General features: G+C 66.9%; 15 protein-coding genes, 1 tRNA gene and 2 pseudogenes. 11 read left to right on the top strand and 7 right to left on the bottom strand.

Translation table 11 applies throughout. From position 1 onward, the window contains the following. Positions 1–21 precede the first annotated feature (21 nt). Positions 22–2,058 carry a bifunctional aldolase/short-chain dehydrogenase gene (locus tag KEC56_RS05065; RefSeq protein WP_227530088.1) on the top strand — a complete coding sequence of 679 codons (2,037 nt, stop codon included), beginning with the start codon at positions 22–24 and terminating at the stop codon, positions 2,056–2,058. Beyond that, positions 2,055–3,470 carry a rhamnulokinase gene (locus KEC56_RS05060; protein ID WP_227530087.1) on the top strand — a complete coding sequence of 472 codons (1,416 nt, stop codon included), beginning with the start codon at positions 2,055–2,057 and terminating at the stop codon, positions 3,468–3,470. Before KEC56_RS05065 ends, KEC56_RS05060 begins: the two co-directional genes overlap by 4 nt. 81 nt (positions 3,471–3,551) lie before the next feature. Here the strand turns inward: KEC56_RS05060 and KEC56_RS05055 are convergent, their stop codons facing one another. Then, a complete protein-coding gene (locus KEC56_RS05055; RefSeq protein WP_227530141.1) occupies positions 3,552–4,502 on the bottom strand; it encodes a LacI family DNA-binding transcriptional regulator in 951 nt (316 codons plus the stop codon). A 192-nt stretch (positions 4,503–4,694) separates the two neighbouring features. Between KEC56_RS05055 and galT the strand changes: the two genes are divergently transcribed. Both galT and galK read left to right on the top strand, forming a co-directional pair. Next, entirely contained in the window at positions 4,695–5,882 is a 1,188-nt protein-coding gene (gene galT / locus KEC56_RS05050) for a galactose-1-phosphate uridylyltransferase (protein ID WP_227530140.1), read from the top strand. Then, entirely contained in the window at positions 5,879–7,042 is a 1,164-nt protein-coding gene (gene galK / locus KEC56_RS05045; protein WP_227530086.1) for a galactokinase, read from the top strand. Before galT ends, galK begins: the two co-directional genes overlap by 4 nt. A gap of 37 nt (positions 7,043–7,079) precedes the next feature. On the opposite strand, the gene KEC56_RS05040 is transcribed toward galK, so the two are convergent. The 4 genes and pseudogenes from KEC56_RS05040 to KEC56_RS05025 form a co-directional block, all read right to left on the bottom strand. Next, positions 7,080–7,442, bottom strand: a complete 363-nt coding sequence (locus tag KEC56_RS05040; RefSeq protein WP_227530085.1) for an alpha/beta hydrolase family protein — start codon at positions 7,440–7,442, stop codon at positions 7,080–7,082. A 51-nt stretch (positions 7,443–7,493) separates the two neighbouring features. Beyond that, positions 7,494–10,169 carry an excinuclease ABC subunit UvrA gene (locus tag KEC56_RS05035; RefSeq protein WP_227530084.1) on the bottom strand — a complete coding sequence of 892 codons (2,676 nt, stop codon included), beginning with the start codon at positions 10,167–10,169 and terminating at the stop codon, positions 7,494–7,496. Between the two features lie 180 nt (positions 10,170–10,349). Then, complete coding sequence (gene nhaA, locus KEC56_RS05030) at positions 10,350–12,200, bottom strand: Na+/H+ antiporter NhaA (protein WP_227530083.1); 1,851 nt, start codon at positions 12,198–12,200, stop codon at positions 10,350–10,352. Positions 12,201–12,304: 104 nt separating this feature from the next. Further along, positions 12,305–12,436, bottom strand: a pseudogene (locus KEC56_RS05025) (glutaminase); the annotation flags it as partial. Positions 12,437–12,564: 128 nt separating this feature from the next. On the opposite strand from KEC56_RS05025, the gene KEC56_RS05020 reads away from it, so the two are divergent. Continuing rightward, entirely contained in the window at positions 12,565–12,876 is a 312-nt protein-coding gene (locus KEC56_RS05020; protein ID WP_227530082.1) for a tyrosine-type recombinase/integrase, read from the top strand. A 156-nt stretch (positions 12,877–13,032) separates the two neighbouring features. On the opposite strand, the gene KEC56_RS05015 is transcribed toward KEC56_RS05020, so the two are convergent. Beyond that, positions 13,033–13,137: transfer RNA gene (locus KEC56_RS05015), tRNA-Ser, on the bottom strand. Positions 13,138–13,244: 107 nt separating this feature from the next. Between KEC56_RS05015 and KEC56_RS14100 the strand changes: the two are divergent. The 3 genes and pseudogenes from KEC56_RS14100 to KEC56_RS05000 all read left to right on the top strand — a co-directional run. After that, a pseudogene (locus KEC56_RS14100) lies at positions 13,245–13,841 on the top strand (alpha-L-rhamnosidase-related protein); the annotation flags it as partial. 44 nt (positions 13,842–13,885) lie between these two features. Further along, positions 13,886–14,716 (top strand): alpha-L-rhamnosidase-related protein, encoded by an 831-nt coding sequence (locus tag KEC56_RS13895; protein ID WP_264674999.1) that lies wholly within the window; start codon positions 13,886–13,888, stop codon positions 14,714–14,716. A gap of 132 nt (positions 14,717–14,848) precedes the next feature. Beyond that, positions 14,849–15,658 (top strand): alpha/beta hydrolase, encoded by an 810-nt coding sequence (locus KEC56_RS05000; protein WP_227530081.1) that lies wholly within the window; start codon positions 14,849–14,851, stop codon positions 15,656–15,658. Positions 15,659–15,754: 96 nt separating this feature from the next. Here the strand turns inward: KEC56_RS05000 and KEC56_RS04995 are convergent, their stop codons facing one another. Next, on the bottom strand, positions 15,755–16,792 hold the full coding sequence (locus tag KEC56_RS04995; protein ID WP_227530080.1) for a sugar phosphate isomerase/epimerase family protein: 1,038 nt from the start codon (positions 16,790–16,792) through the stop codon (positions 15,755–15,757). Positions 16,793–16,952: 160 nt separating this feature from the next. Here KEC56_RS04995 and KEC56_RS04990 point away from each other — a divergent pair, with 160 nt between their 5' ends. The 3 genes from KEC56_RS04990 to KEC56_RS04980 are packed head-to-tail and all read left to right on the top strand — an operon-like array spanning position 16,953 to position 19,510. Beyond that, positions 16,953–18,053, top strand: a complete 1,101-nt coding sequence (locus tag KEC56_RS04990; protein WP_227530079.1) for a Gfo/Idh/MocA family protein — start codon at positions 16,953–16,955, stop codon at positions 18,051–18,053. Positions 18,054–18,068: 15 nt separating this feature from the next. Then, positions 18,069–18,479, top strand: coding sequence for a C-glycoside deglycosidase beta subunit domain-containing protein (locus KEC56_RS04985; protein ID WP_227530078.1), 411 nt, complete (start codon positions 18,069–18,071; stop codon positions 18,477–18,479). Further along, on the top strand, positions 18,476–19,510 hold the full coding sequence (locus tag KEC56_RS04980) for a sugar phosphate isomerase/epimerase family protein (protein ID WP_227530077.1): 1,035 nt from the start codon (positions 18,476–18,478) through the stop codon (positions 19,508–19,510). The genes KEC56_RS04985 and KEC56_RS04980 overlap by 4 nt, the downstream gene beginning before the upstream one ends. Positions 19,511–19,564: the final 54 nt, after the last annotated feature.

Here is a 19,564-nt window from a genome sequence, read left to right as displayed (position 1 = left end):
TCTCCCATCCGAAGGATCCTCATGATCAACCCCGCCGCTGCCGCTCTCATCGATCGCTCCAATCGCCTGGGCGCCGACCCCAAGAACACGAACTACGCCGGCGGCAATACGTCGGCCAAGGGCACCGAGACCGACCCCGTGACGGGGCAGCCGGTCGAGCTGCTCTGGGTGAAGGGCTCCGGCGGCGACCTGGGCACGCTGACGGAGCAGGGGCTCGCCGTCCTCCGCCTGGATCGCATGCGTGCGCTCGTGGACGTCTACCCCGGCGTCGATCGTGAGGACGAGATGGTCGCCGCGTTCGACTACTGCCTGCACGGCAAGGGCGGGGCGGCGCCCTCGATCGACACGGCGATGCACGGGCTGGTGGACGCCGCGCACGTGGACCATCTGCATCCGGACTCCGGCATCGCGATCGCGACGGCCGCCGACGGCGAGGAGCTGACGGCGAAGATCTTCGGCGAGAAGGTCGTCTGGGTGCCGTGGCGGCGGCCCGGCTTCCAGCTGGGTCTGGACATCGCCGAGATCAAGCGCGCGAACCCGCAGGCGATCGGATGCATCCTCGGCGGCCACGGCATCACCGCGTGGGGAGACACGTCGGAGGAAGCGGAGGCGAACTCGCTGTGGATCATCGACACGGCCGCTGCGTACATCGCCTCCGAGGGCAAGGAGTCGCCGTTCGGGGAGGTCCGTGTCGGTTTCGAAGCGCTCCCGTCTGATGAGCGGCGCGAGCGCGCCGCGGCCCTGGCGGGCACGATCCGCGGCATCGCGTCGACCGACAAGCCGATGGTCGGGCACTTCACAGATTCGGACGTCGTGCTCGACTTCCTGTCCTCCGAGAGTGCGCCGCGCCTGGCGGCGCTCGGCACGAGCTGCCCCGACCACTTCCTGCGCACCAAGGTCAAGCCGCTCATCCTCGATCTGCCCGCCACGGCATCCACCCCGGAGCAGATCGCGCGACTGCACGAGCTGCACGCGGAGTACCGCGCCGACTATCAGGCGTACTACGACGCGCACGCAACCCCGGAGTCTCCGGCGATCCGCGGGGCCGACCCGCTCATCGTGCTCGTGCCGGGCGTGGGCATGTTCTCGTACGGAGCGAACAAGCAGACCGCGCGCGTGGCGGGCGAGTTCTACGTCAACGCGATCAACGTGATGCGTGGCGCGGAGGCGCTGTCGACGTATTCCCCCATCTCGGACGCCGAGAAGTTCCGCATCGAGTACTGGGCGCTGGAAGAGGCGAAGCTGCAGCGGATGCCGAAACCGAAGTCCCACCAGGGGCGCATCGCGTTCGTCACCGGTGCGGCATCCGGCATCGGCAAGGCCATCGCGACCCGCCTCGCCGCCGAGGGGGCGTGCGTTGTCGTGGCCGACCTCGACCTCGAGAAGGCACAGGCGGCGGCTGCCGAGCTCGGGACCACCGATGTCGCCATCGGCGTCGCCGCGAACGTCGCGGATGCCGGTGCCGTGCAGGCCGCGCTGGACGACGCCGTGCTCGCCTTCGGCGGCGTCGACCTCGTCGTCAACAACGCCGGGCTCTCGCTGTCGAAGCCGCTGCTGGAGACCACCGAGAAGGACTGGGACCTGCAGCACGACGTCATGGCAAAGGGCTCGTTCCTCGTATCGAAGGCGGCGGCGCAGGTTCTCATCGATCAGAAGCTCGGCGGCGACATCGTCTACATCTCGTCGAAGAACTCGGTCTTCGCCGGCCCGAACAACATCGCCTACTCGGCGACCAAGGCCGACCAGGCCCACCAGGTGCGGCTGCTCGCGGTCGAGCTCGGCGAGCACGGCATCCGCGTCAACGGCATCAACCCCGACGGCGTCGTCCGCGGCTCAGGCATCTTCGCCTCCGGCTGGGGCGCGAACCGCGCCGCAACCTACGGCGTCGCCGAAGAGGACCTCGGACAGTTCTACGCGAACCGCACCATCCTCAAGCGCGAGGTCGTGCCCGAGAACGTCGCCGACGCCGTCTACGTGCTCACCGGCCCCGAGCTCAGCCGCACCACCGGCCTGCACATCCCCGTCGACTCCGGCGTGGCCGCCGCGTTCCTGCGATGACCGCCGAGGGCGTCCGCGCGGTCGCCGCCGTCGACCTCGGCGCAACCTCCGGGCGCGTGGTGATCGGACGGATCGGGCCGGACGCACTCGAGCTCGAACTCGTCTCGCGGTTCCCGAACGGCCCCGTCGAACGCGAAGACGGCCTGCATTGGGACTTCGGCGCGCTGCACGAGAGCATCCTCGACGGCCTCGCCGAGGCGGTGCGGCGCGAACCCGCGATCGAGAGCATCGGCATCGACTCCTGGGCCGTCGACTACGGGCTGCTCCGTGACGGCGAGCTGATCGGCGAGCCGTTCCACTACCGCGACGGCCGCACCGCGCGCGGCGTTGCGGAGGTCCACGAGGTCATCCCGTTCGCGGAGCTGTATCAGCGCAACGGCCTGCAGTTCCTGCCGTTCAACACGCTGTACCAGTTCGCCGCCGACCCCGGGACCGCCGATGCGGATGCCGCCCTGCTGATCCCCGACCTCGTCGCCTGGCTGCTCACCGGACGCCGGGTCGCCGAGCGCACGAACGCGTCGACGACCGGACTGCTCGACGTCCGCACATCGGAGTGGGATCTCGAGCTCGCCGAGCGCCTCGGCATCCCCACCGGCATCCTGCCCGAGCTCGTCAGCCCCGGGGAGAGGATCGGGATGCTTCGCCCCGAGGTCGCGGCACGCATCGGCAGGGATCTGCCGATGATCGCCGTCGGCTCGCACGACACGGCGTCCGCCGTCGCCGCCGCGCCTCTCGCCTCGCCGGACGCCGCGTACATCTCGTGCGGTACGTGGGGCCTCGTCGGTCTCGAACTCGATGCGCCGGTGCTGACGGATGCCGCGCGCGAGGCGAACTTCACCAACGAACTCGGTGTCGACGGGCGCATCCGATTCCTGCACAACGTGACGGGTCTGTGGCTGCTCAGCGAGACCGTCCGTGCGTGGGAGGCCGAGGACGGAGCATCGATCAACCTGCCCGCACTGCTGGATGCGACGGGCGGGTCCACCCAAGACGTCCCCCTCTTCGACGCGAACGATCCTGCACTGAGCGCACCCGGTGACATGCCGGCTCGCATCGCATCGGTGCTCGCGGCATCGGGGCATGCCGCTCCCGAGGACCGAGCGGGCTTCGCCCGCGTGATCCTCGAGTCCATCGCGTCGGCGTTCGCGGATGCCGTGCAGACGGCGTCCGACCTGTCGGGCCGCGAGATCGATCGAATCCACCTCGTCGGCGGCGGCTCGCTCAACCGGCCGCTCTGCCAGGCGACGGCCGACCGGTCAGGACTCCCAGTCTTCGCCGGCCCCGTCGAAGCGACCGCCCTCGGCAACGTGCTCGTTCAGGCACGCGCGCTCGGCGCCGCCCCGGTTGCACTCGAAGAACTGCGCTCACTCGTGGCCCGTTCGCACGACCTGGAACGATACCTGCCGCGCTGAGCGATCGAATCGCTTGCACTCGCCTACTCTCCTGGTGACGCTCACGCGTTCCGATGGATGCTCGGGTAGCCGGGCAGCAGATCACTCCGGGCTGCTCGCCCGCACGATCAGCCGTGTCGGGATGATCGTGGCTTCGGCACCCAGCGGCATCGACGGGTCCGCGACGAGTGCGGCCACGGCTGCCTCGGCGAGCGCGGTGAAGTCCTGGCGCACGGTCGTCAGCGGTGGCAGGTAGTCGGCGGCTTCGGGCACGTCGTCGAACCCGATCACTTCGGTGTCGTCGGGCACGCGGTCGCCGCGTTCGGCGAGCGCCCTGAGCACGCCGAGCGCCATCTGGTCGTTGGCTGCGAAGACGGCGGTCGCGCCGCTCAGACGCCCGGCCGCGTCGTGCCCGGCCGCGGCGCTCCAGTCGCCGCGCACGACCTCCGGCACGTCGGCGCCCGCTGAGTGCAGGGCCTCGCGCCATCCGCGTTCCCGCTCGGCCGCGGCGAAGGAGTCGGCCGGGCCGGCGACATGGTGGACCGTCCGATGGCCTCGGTCGAGCAGATGCCGGGTGGCGGCCATCGCACCGCCGGCGTGGTCGCTGCACACCGTCCGCAGCCCGCTGTCCGCTGCGGCGTCGACGACGACGAGTCGCAAGCTCTCGAGTTGATCCGAGGCATGGGTGAGGGCGGATGCCTCGTTCAGGACGACCGCTCCGTCGACGCCCTGATCACGCAGCCGTGCGAACGCCTCACCGATCCCGTCCGCCGCGGTGACGACGGTCAGCGCGTAGCCGCGCTCGGCCGCGGCCTCGGCCGTCGCCTGCAGCATCCGCGAATTGCCGGTGGTCGCGAGCGTGGTGGCGACGATACCGAGGGTGAGCGAACGCCCGGTGCGGAGCGCTCTGGCCGCACGATGGGGGCGGTAACCGAGCTCGGCCATGGCCTGCTCGACCCGCGCACGCGTATCCGGGTCGACGCGCGGGCTGTCGTTGACGACGCGCGAGACGGTCTGGCCGGACACCCCGGCGCGGCTGGCGACCATCGCCATCGAGACGCGTCCTGACGGCGCGCCGCGGCGGGGCCGCCGCGCGGGCATCAGGCCGGAAAGGTCATCGGTCACCGGCATCCCTCGCTTCTGCTCCGTGTTGACGACTCCGCAGTGTTGACGACTCCGCGCAGTGTTCACAACTCCTGAGTGTTGACGTTATCACCGCGGTGGAGCTACCGTGTTTACGTGAACATGCACGAAACTCCGGAGTTGCGCCCCGCCGACCCCGTCGAGCTCGGCGCCGGCGTCGTCAAGCGATCCACGCGCCTCGCCGACGGGCGCGAGCTGATCTACTACGACGACCCCGATACCGCGCTCGGTCCCGACCGGGCCGTCGATGCGCGCATCCTCGACCCGCGTCCCGAGACGGCGAGCATGCGACTCGACGTGCTCACCGGAGACTGGATCACGGTCGCATCGAACCGCCAGAACCGGGTGATGATGCCGGGCGTCGATGCCGACCCACTGGCTCCCCAGACGCCGGAGAATCCGTCCGAGGTGCCGTCGCGCTACGACGTCGCCGTGTTCGAGAACCGCTCGCCCGCTTTCGGCCCCGCTCTCGCGCAGGCGACCGGAGACGCTCCGGCCGCGGCCAACGCTCCGCGCGGGCTCGACGACCTCGACGCACTGGGTCTCGGCCGTACGCGCACGGCGACGGGTCGCTGCGAGGTCGTGTGCTTCAGCCCCGACCACGCAGGATCGTTCGGCACGCAGACCGTCACGCGCGCACGCACCGTGATCGAGGCCTGGGCCGACCGCACCGCGGCGCTGTCGCAGCTGCCGGGCATCGAGCAGGTCTTCCCGTTCGAGAACCGCGGCGAGGCGATCGGGGTCACACTCCCCCACCCGCACGGGCAGATCTACGCGTACCCGTACGTCACGCCGCGCACGCGGCGGGTGCTCGAGAGCATCGACCGCACGGCGCCGGAGCTCTTCCAGCACATCCTCGACGAGGAGCAGGGATCCGAGCGCGTCGTGCTCCGCGGCGAGCACTGGACGGCGTTCGTGCCGTTCGCCGCGCGCTGGCCGCTCGAGGTGCATGTGATGCCGCACCGGCACGTCCCCGACCTCGCCGAGACCACGCCCGCCGAGCGCGATGAACTCGCGCCCCTGTACCTTCGGCTGCTGCGGGGCGTGGACGCGCTCTACGACACCCCCACGCCGTACATCGCCGCGTGGCATCAGGCGCCGGTGAACGTCGGCCGGGATGCCGTCCGGCTGCACCTGCAGCTGACGAGCCCGCGCCGGGCAGCCGACAAGCTGAAGTTCCTCGCGGGGTCCGAGGCAGCGATGGGCGCCTGGGCGACCGAGGTGACGCCCGAGCTCGGTGCACAGCGGCTGCGCGACGCGATCGCCCGCGCCGAGGAGGCCGCGGAGTGAGCGCGCAGGATGCCGCGACCCGGCTGTTCCGCGAACTGACCGGCCGTGATGCCGACGGCGTCTGGTCGGCGCCCGGGCGTGTGAACCTCATCGGCGAGCACACCGATTACAACGACGGGTTCGTGCTGCCGTTCGCGACGCCGCATCGCACGTATGCCGCTGTCGGCATGCGCGATGACGAGCGCATCCGAGTCGCGTCCACATTCGCGGAGGAGCCGGTCGAGGCGGGGCTCTCCGAGTTGGAATTGACGTTCCCGATCTCCGCCGAACAGGACGCCTGGGCGGCGTACCCGCTGGGCGTGGCGTGGGCGCTCCTGTTGGCCGGCGCGAGCGGGCGCGGCGTCGACATCGCGATCGCCTCGGACGTGCCCGTCGGCGCAGGGCTCTCCTCTTCGGCAGCGATCGAGGGCGCCACGGCGTCCGCTCTGAATGAGCTGTGGGGTGCCGGACTCGACCGCACCGCGCTGGCGTCGATCGGACGCCGTGCCGAGAACGAGGCGGTCGGCGCTCCGACCGGGATCATGGACCAGATGGCGTCCATGCTCGGCGAGGCCGATGCGGCGCTGTTCCTGGACTGCCGCTCGCTCGAGGCGCAGAGCATCCCGCTCGGCATGGCCGAGGCCGGGCTCGCGGTGCTCGTGATCGACACTCGCGTCGCCCATGCGCATTCGACGGGCGGATATCGCGAGCGCCGCGCATCGTGCGAGAAGGGTGCGGCGATCATGGGTGTGCCGGCGCTGCGCGATCTGTCGACAGCCGATCTCCCGCGCGCAGACGGACTCATGGACGACATCACGTTCCGACGGGTCCGTCACATCGTCACCGAGAACCAGCGCGTGCTCGACACCGTGCGCGCGCTGCGCGAGCACGGTGCCCGCGCGATCGGCGATCTGCTGACCGCGTCGCACGCGTCCATGCGCGATGACTTCGAGATCTCGGTCCCCGAGCTCGACACCGCGGTGCAGTCCGCCCTGGACGCCGGCGCCCTCGGCGCGCGCATGACCGGCGGCGGCTTCGGCGGCGCGGCGATCGCGCTCGTCGAGCAGGATGCCGTGCCGGCTGTGGCGGATGCGGTTGCGGCGGCTTTCGCTGCGGCGGGGTTTGCGGCGCCGAACGCGTTCGCGGTCAGCTCTGGGGACGGAGCGCGCCGGGACGGGTGATCTCCCGCTCCACGCCCGCGCCCCCGGCGCGCGACCCTCAGGCGGATCGAGAAGCCGCGAGCTCGTCGAACGTCTCGGCGACCCAGTCGGCGATGATGCCGGCGACATACGGCATGTTGTCGATCGAGATGTGCTCCGTGCCGCCGTTGAGATGCATCCCGCGGGTCTTCTCGATGAAGTCGTCCATGTCCGACGCACCCCACACCCAGAAGACGTGATCCCAGTAGTGCGGGACGGGGTTCTCCCCCTCGCGGCGGCGACGCCCTTCCTGCACCTCGAACCAGTCGTGGTTGGCGCCCCACGCGACTCCGAGCTTCAGGCGCTTCTCGAACGCGAGCGCGCGCGGCGCGTAGTAGCCGCCGAGGGACCAGCCGACGATGCCGATCCGCTCGGGGTCCACCGCCAGGCCGGCCCCGGGGGGCGGGAGAGATCTCCGTGCGTCATGTTGTGGTTACCGTTCGGACACGGCGGGCACACCCGCGGCAGCTTCGAGCGCGACGCTGAGATACCTGGCAGACGCGCTGTCGGTTGAAGCCGCGACCTCCGCGGGCGTGCCCGATGCGACCACGCTCCCGCCGTTGTCGCCGGCTCCTGGACCGAGATCGATGACGTGGTCTGCGGCAGCGATCACACGCATGTCCAGCTCGACCATCACCACGGTGTTTCCCGCATCGACAAGTGTCTGCAGATGGGTGACGAGCCGGTCGGCGTCGGCGCAGTGCAGTCCGGAAGTTGGCTCATCAAGAACGTATAAAGTGTCCCCGCGCTGAGCACGCTGGAGTTCGCTGGCGAGCTTGACCCGCTGCGCCTCTCCGCCGGAAAGCTCTGTCGCCGGTTGCCCGAGCCTCAGGTATCCGAGGCCGACGTCGACGAGCGCTGTGAGGGACCGCATGACGTCGTACTCGCCGGCGAAGAAGACGTGGGCTTCCTCGACGCTCATCGCGAGGATCTCGGCTATGTTGCGGCCACGCCACGTGATCTCCAGGGTGCTTGATTGATATCGCGTGCCGTGACAATCCGGACAGACGGTGTAGACCGAGGGCAGGAAAAGCAGCTCGACCATGACTGATCCCTCACCCTCACAGGTCGGGCAACGACCGCCATTGACGTTGAAGGAGAATCGCCCTGGCTTGTATCCGCGTGCACGTGCCTCCGGTGTCTCAGAGAACCGCTTCCGAACGTGGTCGAACAGACCCGTGTACGTTGCGACGTTCGAACGCGGGGTCCGTCCGATCGGCTTCTGGTCGATGCTGACGACACGACGAATTCCGGCGAGATCACCAGCAACTGAACCGTCAAGTTCGTCGGATTCGTCGGTGAGAAGCAGATCTTCGGTCTCCGGCACCTCGACCTCCGTGAGAGGAGGCCGTCCCAACTTTTCACCGACCAACGCGGGGAGAACCTGACTTACCAGGCTCGACTTCCCGGATCCTGATACTCCGGTGACCGCGGTGAGTGCCCCCGTCGGGAGCGTGACTGTCACGTCTCGTAGGTTGTTGCGATTGACGTGCTCGAGCCTCAACCATCCCTTCGGCGTGCGGGGGATGTGCGGCGCAAGGCCGCTACCTCCGAAAATGTATCCACGTGTAACAGAGTCCTCGACTTCTGCGAGCCCGTCGGTGGGCCCACTGTAGATCACGCGGCCGCCGCGCTCTCCTGCCCCCGGTCCGATGTCGACGAGCCAGTCAGCGTGGCGCATCACGTCGACGGAGTGTTCCACGACGAAGAGGCTGTTGCCGCGTCTCTTGAGCCCGTCGAGGATTCCCAACAAGGCGTCGATGTCGTGCGGGTGCAGTCCCGCGGAAGGCTCGTCCAACACGTAGACGACTCCAAAAAGCTCCGATGTGAGCTGCGTCGCCAGGCGCAACCGCTGAAGCTCGCCGCCTGAGAGTGTCGGTGTCGTGCGGCTGAGCGACAGATAGCCCAAACCGAGGTCGATGATGGGGCGCAATCGACCCAATAGCTCAGCTCCCAATCGCCCCGCAGCAGCGCGCTTCTCTGCTGACCTGTTGGGCGTTCGACGGACATCGGGAGCCGCCGAGTGGGCAGCACCATCCGCGGCGGCGCGCTGCTCCACCGCTTCTTGCCGTGTGTTCTCATCCAGTGCGCTTCCGCTGGTCGCCGAGGTTTCCGAGTCAAGTTCCGTAATGACTCGCTCCAGCAGCGACGCCAGTTCACGCAACGGCAGTGCGGAAAACTCGGCGATGTCGAGCCCTTCGAAACTCACCGTCAGCGCTTCCGGCTTCAGCCGCTTCCCGTGGCACACCGGGCACAGCCCGGCGGTGAGGAACTGCGCCACTCGCCGCTTCATCGATGCGCTTTTCGTATTGGCGAAGGTGTCGAAAATGTAGTGCCGTGCGCCGACGAAGGTGCCGTTGTAGCTAGGCTCCATCTTTTTCTGGATGGCCGCTCGCGCCTCTCGGAGGGTCAGGCCGGAGTAAACCGGGACCATCGGAGTTTCCTCTGTGTATAGGATCCAGTCCCGGTCCTGCCGCGACAAGTCCCTCCACGGAACATCGACGTCGTAGCCGAGGGAGACCAGGGTGTCCCTCAGCTGCTGGCCGTGCCACGCCGTCGGCCATGATGCGATTGCTCGTTCCCTGATCGTGAGCGATGGATCGGGGACCATCTGCTGCTCCGTCACTTCATACACGCGACCGATACCGTGACATTCCGGGCACGCTCCTTGGACCGTGTTGGCAGAGAAATCCTCGGCATAGAGCATCGGTTGCCCGTCGGGGTAATCTCCGGCCCTCGAGTAGAGCATCCGCACCAAAGACGACAGCGTCGTGATGCTGCCGACTGACGACCGGGCGCTTCGGCCACCACGCTGTTGCTGGAGCGCGACGGCGGGGGGCATACCTGTAATGGAGTCCACATCCGGCACCCCCGCCTGATCGATAAGACGCCGAGCGTAGGGTGCAACAGACTCAAGATATCGACGTTGAGATTCCGCATACAGGGTGCCGAACGCAAGGGACGATTTCCCGGATCCCGACACACCCGTGAAGACCACCATTGCATCGCGGGGGACTGTGAGGTCGACATCCTTCAGATTGTGTTCGCGGGCTCCGCGCACCCGAACGTCGGGCTGAATGTCGGTAGAAGATTCGGTCTGCTGCTGCATGCCGCGGAGCCTATCAGGGAGACTCGCCGACCCTGCGGCCAGCGGGGAATCGGCTCCGAGTATTGCGATGCCCGACCCTTCTTCGGCCTGCTGAGCGACAGCCGGCGCTATCTAGCGCAACAAGTGCACGACCATCCGGACGTCGGCGAGTACCGCCGGCGTTGCGCGGTGTTCCCGCGCTCAGGATGAGGATGGAATCTGCTTCGTGCGCGTACCACGGCGACTGGTCTCAAGTGCGGCAGTGAGAGCTCGCGCGTCGTAACTACCGAGCAGGCGACGGCCCTGGATGAAGAACGTGGGGGTCGCGTGCGCACCGCTGGCCTCTGCACTCGCCAGGTCTCGCTCGACACGCTGTCTCACCTCATCACTGTCGAGGTCATGGACGAAACGGTCAACATCGAGTCCGAGATCCGTTGCGTAACCGATCAGGTCATCACGTTCGAGCGCATGCTGACGAGTGAAGACGAAGTCAAGCCAAGGCCAGAACATTCCTTGATTCGATGCTGCCTCGGACGCTCGTGCGGCGATGGGTCCGTGCGGGTGGTGCGGAAGCTGTCGCACGACGTAACGAAGGTCGTCGCCAAAGCGAGCACGCAGATCCTTCCAGGACCCAGTCGCATGCGCGCAGTACGGACACTCGAAGTCCACGAACTCCACGAGTGTGAGCTGAGCGTCCTCCGGCCCGCGGATGTGATCCACTTCGGGGTCAACCGGCGGCGTAAGAAGCATCGGGAGATCCGCTGTTTCCTCCCCCCACAGTTTCGCAGCGACCTTGAATATCGACCATCCCAGGAGCGTTGCAAGCACCATGGCCACCAACACGCCAACGGTCGCCAGGCGCCCGAGCTCGGACGTGGAGCCGAAAGCGAGGCTGATGATCAGCAACGACACCGTGAACCCTATCCCTGAGAGCGCCGCACCACCGAAGACGCTTCCCATGCCGACTCCTTCTGGCAATCGGCCGGCCCCGAGCCTCACGGCGAAGAACGTCGCCAATCCGATGCCCAAGAGCTTTCCGAGGACGAGCCCGGCGATGACGCCCCATGTAACTGGCGACCTGAAGGAATCCGCAAGCACACCTCCTCGCAGGTCCACGCCGGCGTTGGCCAGGGCGAAGATGGGAACAATCAGCAAGGCTGTGGGGAGCCGCAGAACCTCGTGCATGCGCTCATTTACCGAGATACCTTGGGCGAGGCCACGGTTCACCGCGCGGGCTGAAGCGGCGCTCGGGGATTGCCAGAAGTCCCGGAACAGCTGTCGGGCTTCGACAACCTTGTGTCGCCGCGTCGCGTAGGCGGGGATCAGGAGCCCTGCGAGCATCCCGGCGAGGGAGGCGTGCACACCGGAGGTCACCGTCGCGAACCACAGCACGACGACGATGAATACGTATGGTGCTGCCCTCCACTGACGTGTGCGTCCCAGCGCCCAAAGTGCGACCAGGCACCCCAATGCAATCAGCAGCGGTATCAGCCGAACCTCTTCGCTGTATACGATGCCGATGATGGACACTGCGAGGAAGTCGTCCACGACTGTCAGCGTCAGCAGAAAGACGCGGAGCTGTCCAGAGAGGCGTGGACCGACGATCGCGAGCGCTCCTAGGAGGAAGGCCGTGTCTGTCCCCACCACGGCTCCCCACCCCTCGAGTCCCTCCCCACCTGACGCCGCGACGATTGAGACGTAGACGACCGCTGGCAGCACGACGCCGGCAACGCCGGCGATGAGGGCTAGACGGACGCGGCTGCGATCTCGGAGGGAGCCGTGTGCGAACTCTTGGCGCACTTCGAGTCCGACGACGAAGAAGAAGACAACCATCAGGCCATCGTTGATCCAGTGGTGCAGATCCATATGTAGCCCGAACGGGCCGACATTGAAACCGAGCTCGACGTGCCACAGTTCGAAATAGGTGTTCGACAAGGTGGAGTTGGCCCACACCAGCGCGACAACTGCCACAAGGACCAGAAGCACCGCCGAGCCCGATTCGGTGCGGATCCATCGTCCGATGGTTTCTTTTCCTGTTCCTGCTCGTGACATGGGGGAAGCATACAGAGATGCGGGACACGGGAACTTGAGCTCCTCCATCCGATACTCGGGGCACGCGACCAGGCGGCCGAGAGGATCGACGAGAACAGATTCAGGCCCAGTTTGTGGGGAAGGTGTCTAGTCGCGTGTATCCCGCGGACACTGTCGCCTGCCTCGTCGATCGGCGGGGAGAACGTCGCAAGACTGACCTTCCCCGGCGCAATCGTAACGATGCAGGCGTCGTCCATGTGGGCACCACGAAGTCAGCCCGTGGTCGGCTCGTCCCCGTACCCCGATTCGTCCTCGCGGTGCTCCTGGATCAGATCGCAGGTCGCAAGCAGGGCGACCTGGTGTCCCCGGCACTGACGGCGAGCACATGCGTCGCGTGAGAACGAGCAAGGACTCGAAGTCCTGGTTCAAATCCGCCCTCAAGGCGGCTGGACTCGAGCCCATGACCATCCATGACCTTCGCCACGCCGCGGCATCGCTCGCGGTCCAGTCCGGTGCGCACGTGAAGACCATCCAGCGGATGCTCGGACACACGTCCGCATCGATGACGCTCGACGTCTACGCCGTCCTCTTCGACACCGACCTCGACCAGGTCTCCGATGCGCTCGACGCCGCCGCGCTCGAAGCCGGAGGCGACGCCGTCCGCAAGCTGCGCGGTGACCTCTCGACCGAGTCCTGAGCCTTCTCACGCGCGCGCCGTCGGCGCCGATTCACGAGACCCGCGAACAGCTTTCTGTTCGCGTTTTCTCAAATCTTTCTCAAACGACCCATCGGGCCGGAGGTGAGAGGCCTGCGATCCCAGTGTTTTCAAGGGATCAGCGGTGAAATTTCGGAGCGGAGACGGAGGGATTTGAACCCTCGGTCCCCTTACGGGGACTCCACCTTAGCAGGGTGGTGTGCGCGGTCTAGCTATTCGAGGGGCCCGCGGTGCTGGCCCTCCGTGGAAAGACTGGGAAGCCCGTGATTCCGCGGATCTCTGACCGATCGACCTCACACTCGTCATGCTCTAGAGACACAGGCGAACTCGTCAGAATCGCTATCCTCGGGATGCTCCGGACACTTTTGGGACACTTGGCGCCACGGCTTCCGCACGCACAGATCACCGGTCCCATCGACAACCTGACCTCCGACGACATCCGAGGCATCGTGATCTCGACCGACCTCGAGTGGACCGGAGAGTTCGAATGCTCCGACCCGCGCCTGACCCGACTGTGGAACAACGTCGGCTGGTCGATGCGCTCGAACTTCATGGACACCTCCACCGACTGCCCCACCCGCGAGCGCTCCGGCTGGACCGGCGACATCCAGGTCTTCGCCCCGACCGCCGCGATCATGACCGATGCACAGGAGTATTTGCGCCGCTTCCTCCACAATCTCGCCCTCGAACAAGCGCCGGATGGCACGATACCCGTGGTCATCCCCTCAGGCTTCTCCGAATTCTCGGGCGGACCGCACGGCCATTTGGCGAAGGCCGGAACGGCGGCAGGTTGGAGCGATGCCAGCGTGCTCGTACCCTGGACGCTTTACCAGTACTACGGCGACGAGCGGGTGCTCGCCGACCAGTACGAGTCGATGGTCGCGTGGGTCGAATCCTGCACCAGTCGCGCCCGCGAAACCAGCAAGGTCAAATCTGCGCACACCACCCCGATCGACGCGTACATCGTCGACACCGGATTCCAGTGCGGGGAATGGCTCCGCCCCGGCGAGGGACCCATCCGATCCTCGATCGACGCCGGACGACGCGGCGCCGTCGTCCGGCGTACTTCGAGCACTCCACCCGGACGCTCGCCGCCATCGCCGAGATCCTCGGCAAAGACACCGACCATGAGCGCTACCTCGTACTCGCGGATCACATCCGCCGGGCATGGCGCGCCAGGTTCCTCACCGACGACGGGCGCATCGGCACCGACCGCCAGGACGACTACGTGCGCGCCATCGCCTTCGGCCTCCTCGACGACGCGGAGAGGCCCGCCGCCGCACAACGACTAATCGGACTCGTCGAGAAAGCCGGCGGACACCTCGGCACCGGCTTCCTCTCCACACCGCTGCTCCTCGGAACGCTCGTCGACACGGGACACACGGATGTCGCGTGGGATCTGCTGCTGTCCACGTCGAGTCCGTCCTGGCTACACCAGGTGGAGCGCGGCGCCACCACCGTCTGGGAGACCTGGGAGGGCTACACGAAATCTGGCAGAGCGAAGATGAGCCACAACCACTACGCCCTCGGATCCGTCGCCCGCTTCCCCACCGAGCGCATCGGCGGCATCACCCCCCTCGAACCTGCCTACCGCACCATCGGCGTCCGTCCGCTGATCGGTGGCGGCCTCACCAGGGCGCGATCGACAGTGCACACCCGCTACGGCACCGTCGAAAGCTCCTGGCGCATCGACGGACACGACGTCGAGTACGTCGTGACGATCCCGCCGGGCACCACGGGACGCTTCCACGCAGCCGGAGACACCGAACCACTCACCCTCACACCCGGCACTTACACGATCAGACGGCAGGAAAACCACTAATGGCAAATACGCTCGACGAGGCGATCGCGGAGATCCACCCCGACTACCTGACTTACGCCGTCCGGCGTCCAATGGACATCCGTGGGTCCTTCAGCCTCGGACTCGCACGGTTCTTCAACAACCGGAAGACCCGTGTCCGCGCAGGGATCTCATCCCAGCGACTGCGCCTTCCCGGAGGGAACGGACGATCCGTCATCCTGCACCGCCCGCACGGGACACAGTAGCCGACGGGGGGCACTGCTGTGGCTGTTCGGCGGCGGCCTGATCTCCAGCAACGCCGCACACGCAAACGCGGTCGCCTCAGGATTCGCTGCTGGCCTCGGCGTCACCGTCATCGTCCCGGACTACCGCCTCGCCCCCGAACACCCCTACCCGGCCGCCCTCGACGACTGCTTCGCCGCCCTCGAATGGGTCGCCAGCGAGACGGAGACTCTGGGCATCGACTCCACCCGCATCATGGTCGGAGGAGAAAGCGCGGGCGGCGGGCTCGCCGCGGCGGTCGCACAGTGTGCGAAAGACGCCGCGATCCCGCTCACACTCCAAGTACTGATCGCGCCGATGCTCGACGACCGGAACGTGCTCAGAGCCGAAGCCGAGGGCGATGTCCATCTGATCTGGACAGTGGCGTCGAACCGCTACGCCTGGACCTCCTACCTCGGCCACGCACTTGAAGAGCCCGAAAGCCGCCCCTACGCTGTGCCGTCACGTCGCGAGGACCTCACAGGCCTCGCCCCCGCCTGGATCAGCATCGGCGAAGCCGACCTCTTCCACGCCGAGACTGTCGACTACGCCAAGCGCCTCACATCCGCAGGAGTCCCCGTCGAACTGATCACCATCCCCGGCGCACACCACGGATGGGAACTCCTCACCCCGGACCACCCCGAAGTCCACCGCATCCAAGCCGCCCGCCTCACGGCAATGCGTGCCGCCCTGGCGAGCTGACCCTTTCCCGCCGACCTCACTTGGGGCCTGTGCTCGCGAGCCCCTGAATGAAGTACTTCTGCCGGGACGGGAACAGCGACCTCGGGCTCGGAGGCTCTACTGCTGCGAGAAGGCCGCGTCGAACGCCGTCTTCGGCTGCTCCCAGAGCAGGGATCGCACGAACGTCACAGCCTCGGCGCCGCCCACCAGGCGGTCCATCCCCGCGTCCTCCCACTCGATCGACACGGGTCCGGCGTAGCCGATGCTCGCGAGCGCGCGGAAAGAATCCTCCCAGGGGACGTCGCCCCGGCCCGTCGAGACGAAGTCCCACGCGCGACGCGGGTCGCCCCAGGGCAGATGCGACCCAAGCGTGCCAGCGCGACCGTTCGGCGCACGCAGACGGGTGTCCTTGCAGTCGACGTGGTAAATCCGGTCCTGGAAGTCCCAGATGAACGAGACCGGGTCGATGCCCTGCCAAAGCATGTGCGAGGGGTCCCAGTTGAACCCGAACGCATCCCTGTGCTCGATCGCCTCGAGCGTGCGCACGCTGGTCCAGTAGTCGTAGGCGATCTCGCCCGGATGCACCTCATGGGCGAACCGGACCCCTTCCGCGTCGAAGACGTTCAGGATCAGATTCCAGCGCTGCGCGAAGTCCTCGTAACCTCGCTCGATCACCTCCGCAGAGACTGGAGGGAACATGGCCACGTACTGCCAGATCGAGGATCCGGTGAATCCGACAACCGTTTCCACATCGAGCTTGCGGGCGACACGCGCCGCGCGCTTCATGTCCTCGGCCGCGCGTTGCCGCACTCCTTCGGGGTCGCCGTCGCCCCATGTGTACGGACGCACGATGCTCTCGTGGCGGAAGTCGATCGGAGAGTCGCACACCGCCTGGCCGGTCAGGTGATTGGAGATCGCGAAGCAGCGCAGTCCGTGACGGTCCAGTATCTCCTTACGAGAGGCGAGATAGGCGTCGTCCTCGTCCGCTCGCTGCAGGTCCAGGTGGTCTCCCGATGCTGCGATCTCCAAGCCGTCGTAGCCCCAGCTCGCCGCTAGGCGGGCGACCTCCTCGAAGGGCAGATCCGCCCACTGCCCGGTGAACAGCGTCACCGGTGTTCGGGGTCCGATCCTACGATCCTCGTTGTTCTGTCCCATGCTGACGCCTCCTGTCTCGACGCGGGTCCTCGCCGTTCTTCAAATTGTTGCACATGCGCTATTTTCGTGACAAGATTGATTTCACGCCTGCCACGCGTCGCGACCCGCATCCGGGGCTGGGGAGTGAAATCAACGGCGAACACGAATCCAGAGGAGAACTATGACCAAGCTGAAGGTGGGCATAATCGGGCTGGGGTTCATCGGAACCCAGAAGCACCTTCCGGGCCTTGCCAGCCAGTCCGAAGAAGTGGAGATCCGCGCGTTCTGCGACCTCGAGCTCTCTCGCGCGGAGAATGCGCGGGCCGAATTCGGTGTGGACGAGTCGTACGCCACGGCCGACTGGCACGCGGTGGTCGCTGACGACACGCTCGATGTGATCCACGTATGCACCTGGAACACGAGCCACCGCGAGATCACGATCGCTGCACTGGAGGCCGGTAAGCACGTCATGGTGGAGAAGCCCATGGCCGTCACGGGCGAAGATGCACGCGCCATGCTGGAGGCGTCCCGCCGCACCGGGAAGAAGCTCACGGTCGGCTACCAGTACCGCTGGCGCGAGGACAACAAATTCCTCCGCAGCGCCGTCGACGAGGGTCGCCTGGGCGAGATCTATCACGCACGCGGCCACGCCGTCCGTCGTCGTGGCGTGCCAATCTGGGGCAGCTTCACCGACAAGGACAAGCAGGGTGGCGGTCCCCTCATCGATCTCGGCACACACGCGCTGGATCTCGCACTGTGGTTCATGGGCAATTACGAGGTCGCCTCGGTGACCGGCACAGTGTTCCACAAGCTGGGCGACAAACCCGAGGGGAACATGGGCGGCGAGTGGGACCCTGCGACCTTCCATGTCGAGGACTCGGCCTTCGGCTACGTAACCATGAAGAACGGCGCCACGGTCTTCCTAGAGGCGGCGTGGGCGCTCAACGTGCCCCAGTCGCGCGAGGCCTGCGTCACCCTGGCGGGAACCGACGGCGGCGCGGAATCACGTCAGCTTGGTGCTCAGTGGGAGGCGAGCCTGAATGGCGTCGTAGGCGGTCAGCTCACCGAGACGGCACCCGATTTCAAGGGCGCCTACTTCGGTGCGTCCTCGTCGTCGGGCTCGGGCTTCACCGTGCTCGGCGCGCAGGAGGCCGCTCAGTGGGTCCGCGCCATCAAGACCGACACCGATCCGCTGGTACTTCCCGAGCAGGCGTGCGTCGTGACCGAGATTCTGGACGGAATCTACCGTTCAGCCGCCAGCGGCCAGCCCGTCACCTTCTAACTGAACGGAGTGATCATGAGTGCAACAGATACCATCCTGGGCGCGGACGAGGTCCGCATCGAGGAATCCGGAACCGGGTCGATCCGCCTTCGACTGCCGTGGTACCGCAGCCTGGCACCCTCGACGATCGAAAACGCCACCATCACGGTCGATGGAGAAAAGGTCCCGCGGGAGAGCTTGACCATCGAGATCAACGGTGAGGCCGCCGATCTGCCCACCATCGCCGAACGCTGGCAGGAAACCTGGTTCGTGCAGGACAGGGCGATCCTGCGATTCCCCGCGTCCTTCCTCACAGGCGACAGCGCTGAGATCGCAGCAAGCCTCACGCTCCGCATCCCCTACATCCTGACCGGACCCGACTCTGCTCTCTCCCGGACAGTTCACGAATCGCGCACTCTCAACGTCGTCACGGAGGACCAGAAGTGAACGCTCAGACCAAATACCCCATCCCCACCATCGGCTCAGGCCTGACTCTCTATTCCCTCACCAACGAATGGCTCGAAGGTCGCTACGACCTCGAGGGCATCGTACGAGAGGTCGCAGCACGGGGTGTCGGCCCGGGCGTCGAGGTCGTCGGATACCAGTCGTTCCGCAGCTACCCCGACATCGACGATGCCACCGCCGACTGGTGGCACGGACTCACATCGGAGCTGGGACTCGTCTCGACGTGCCTGAGCTCCAACGTGGACACCGCGCTCCGCTCCGATCGCTTCCTCGACGCGGATGAGATGACAGAACTCCTCGTGCGCCAACTGCACACGGCGAAGAAGCTCGGATTCGGCATCGTTCGCATCCAGATCGGCGCGTCGCTGGAAGTCATCCGCCGCGTCGCCCCGATCGCAGAGGACCTCGGGCTGCGGGTCGGCATGGAGCTGCACGCGCCTGAGGGGCCGCGCACCGAGAGCATCCTGCGCGTGCGCGACCTCTACGCCGAGCTCGACTCCCCCGTGCTCGGGTTCATCCCGGACTTCAGCGCCACCATGCGCGACATCCCCCCGATGGAGAAGCGGCAGTTCGTCGAGGCGGGCCTCTCGGAGGAGCTCGTCGACGTCTTCGTCGGCACCTGGCGCACCGCGCCGGGAACGATGGCCGAGCGCTTCCAGGCCTTCCGCACGATCGCGCTCGAGCAGGGAGCGTCCGAGGACGCGATCGAGTCGACCATGGGCGCGCTCAGCATGCACGGCACGCAGCCGCTCGAGAGCTGGTACGACATCGCCGACCAGATCATCCACGTGCACGGCAAGTGCTACGAGTTCGACTCGAACGGCGACGAGCCGAGCGTTGATTACTCGGGGGTCGCCAAGCTGCTGGTGGACATCGGCTACGAGGGATGGGTCTCGACGGAGTGGGAGGGCCACTTCATGGCCGCCCCCGACGTCGAGGCGTTCTCACAGGTCGAAGCACATCAGGCGCTACTCGCGCGTAGCTTCCAGGAGCAGCTCGACGCCCGCGCCTGAGCACCCCGTCCCGGGGGAAGGCTGCAACCCGATGCAGGCCCTCCCCCGGTGACT

The organism is Microbacterium tenebrionis, assembly GCF_020682665.1.
Lineage (GTDB): Bacteria > Actinomycetota > Actinomycetes > Actinomycetales > Microbacteriaceae > Microbacterium > Microbacterium tenebrionis.
The sequence above is the reverse complement of the archived record's forward strand: the minus strand, read 5'-3'. Positions and strand labels throughout refer to the sequence as shown.

Bases quoted from the DNA above. Each gene is read 5' to 3' on its own strand.
- KEC56_RS05035 (WP_227530084.1), bottom strand. From the start codon at position 10,169: ATGCAGCAGCAGACCGAATCTTCTACCGACATTCAGCCCGACGTTCGG.
- KEC56_RS05055 (WP_227530141.1), bottom strand. From the start codon at position 4,502: ATGGCGATGGTCGCCAGCCGCGCCGGGGTGTCCGGCCAGACCGTCTCG.
- nhaA (WP_227530083.1), bottom strand. From the start codon at position 12,200: ATGTCACGAGCAGGAACAGGAAAAGAAACCATCGGACGATGGATCCGC.
- KEC56_RS05065 (WP_227530088.1), top strand. From the start codon at position 22: ATGATCAACCCCGCCGCTGCCGCTCTCATCGATCGCTCCAATCGCCTG.
- KEC56_RS05060 (WP_227530087.1), top strand. From the start codon at position 2,055: ATGACCGCCGAGGGCGTCCGCGCGGTCGCCGCCGTCGACCTCGGCGCA.
- KEC56_RS04990 (WP_227530079.1), top strand. From the start codon at position 16,953: ATGACCAAGCTGAAGGTGGGCATAATCGGGCTGGGGTTCATCGGAACC.
- KEC56_RS04985 (WP_227530078.1), top strand. From the start codon at position 18,069: ATGAGTGCAACAGATACCATCCTGGGCGCGGACGAGGTCCGCATCGAG.
- KEC56_RS05020 (WP_227530082.1), top strand. From the start codon at position 12,565: ATGCGTCGCGTGAGAACGAGCAAGGACTCGAAGTCCTGGTTCAAATCC.
- KEC56_RS13895 (WP_264674999.1), top strand. From the start codon at position 13,886: ATGGCTCCGCCCCGGCGAGGGACCCATCCGATCCTCGATCGACGCCGG.
- KEC56_RS04995 (WP_227530080.1), bottom strand. From the start codon at position 16,792: ATGGGACAGAACAACGAGGATCGTAGGATCGGACCCCGAACACCGGTG.
- galT (WP_227530140.1), top strand. From the start codon at position 4,695: ATGCACGAAACTCCGGAGTTGCGCCCCGCCGACCCCGTCGAGCTCGGC.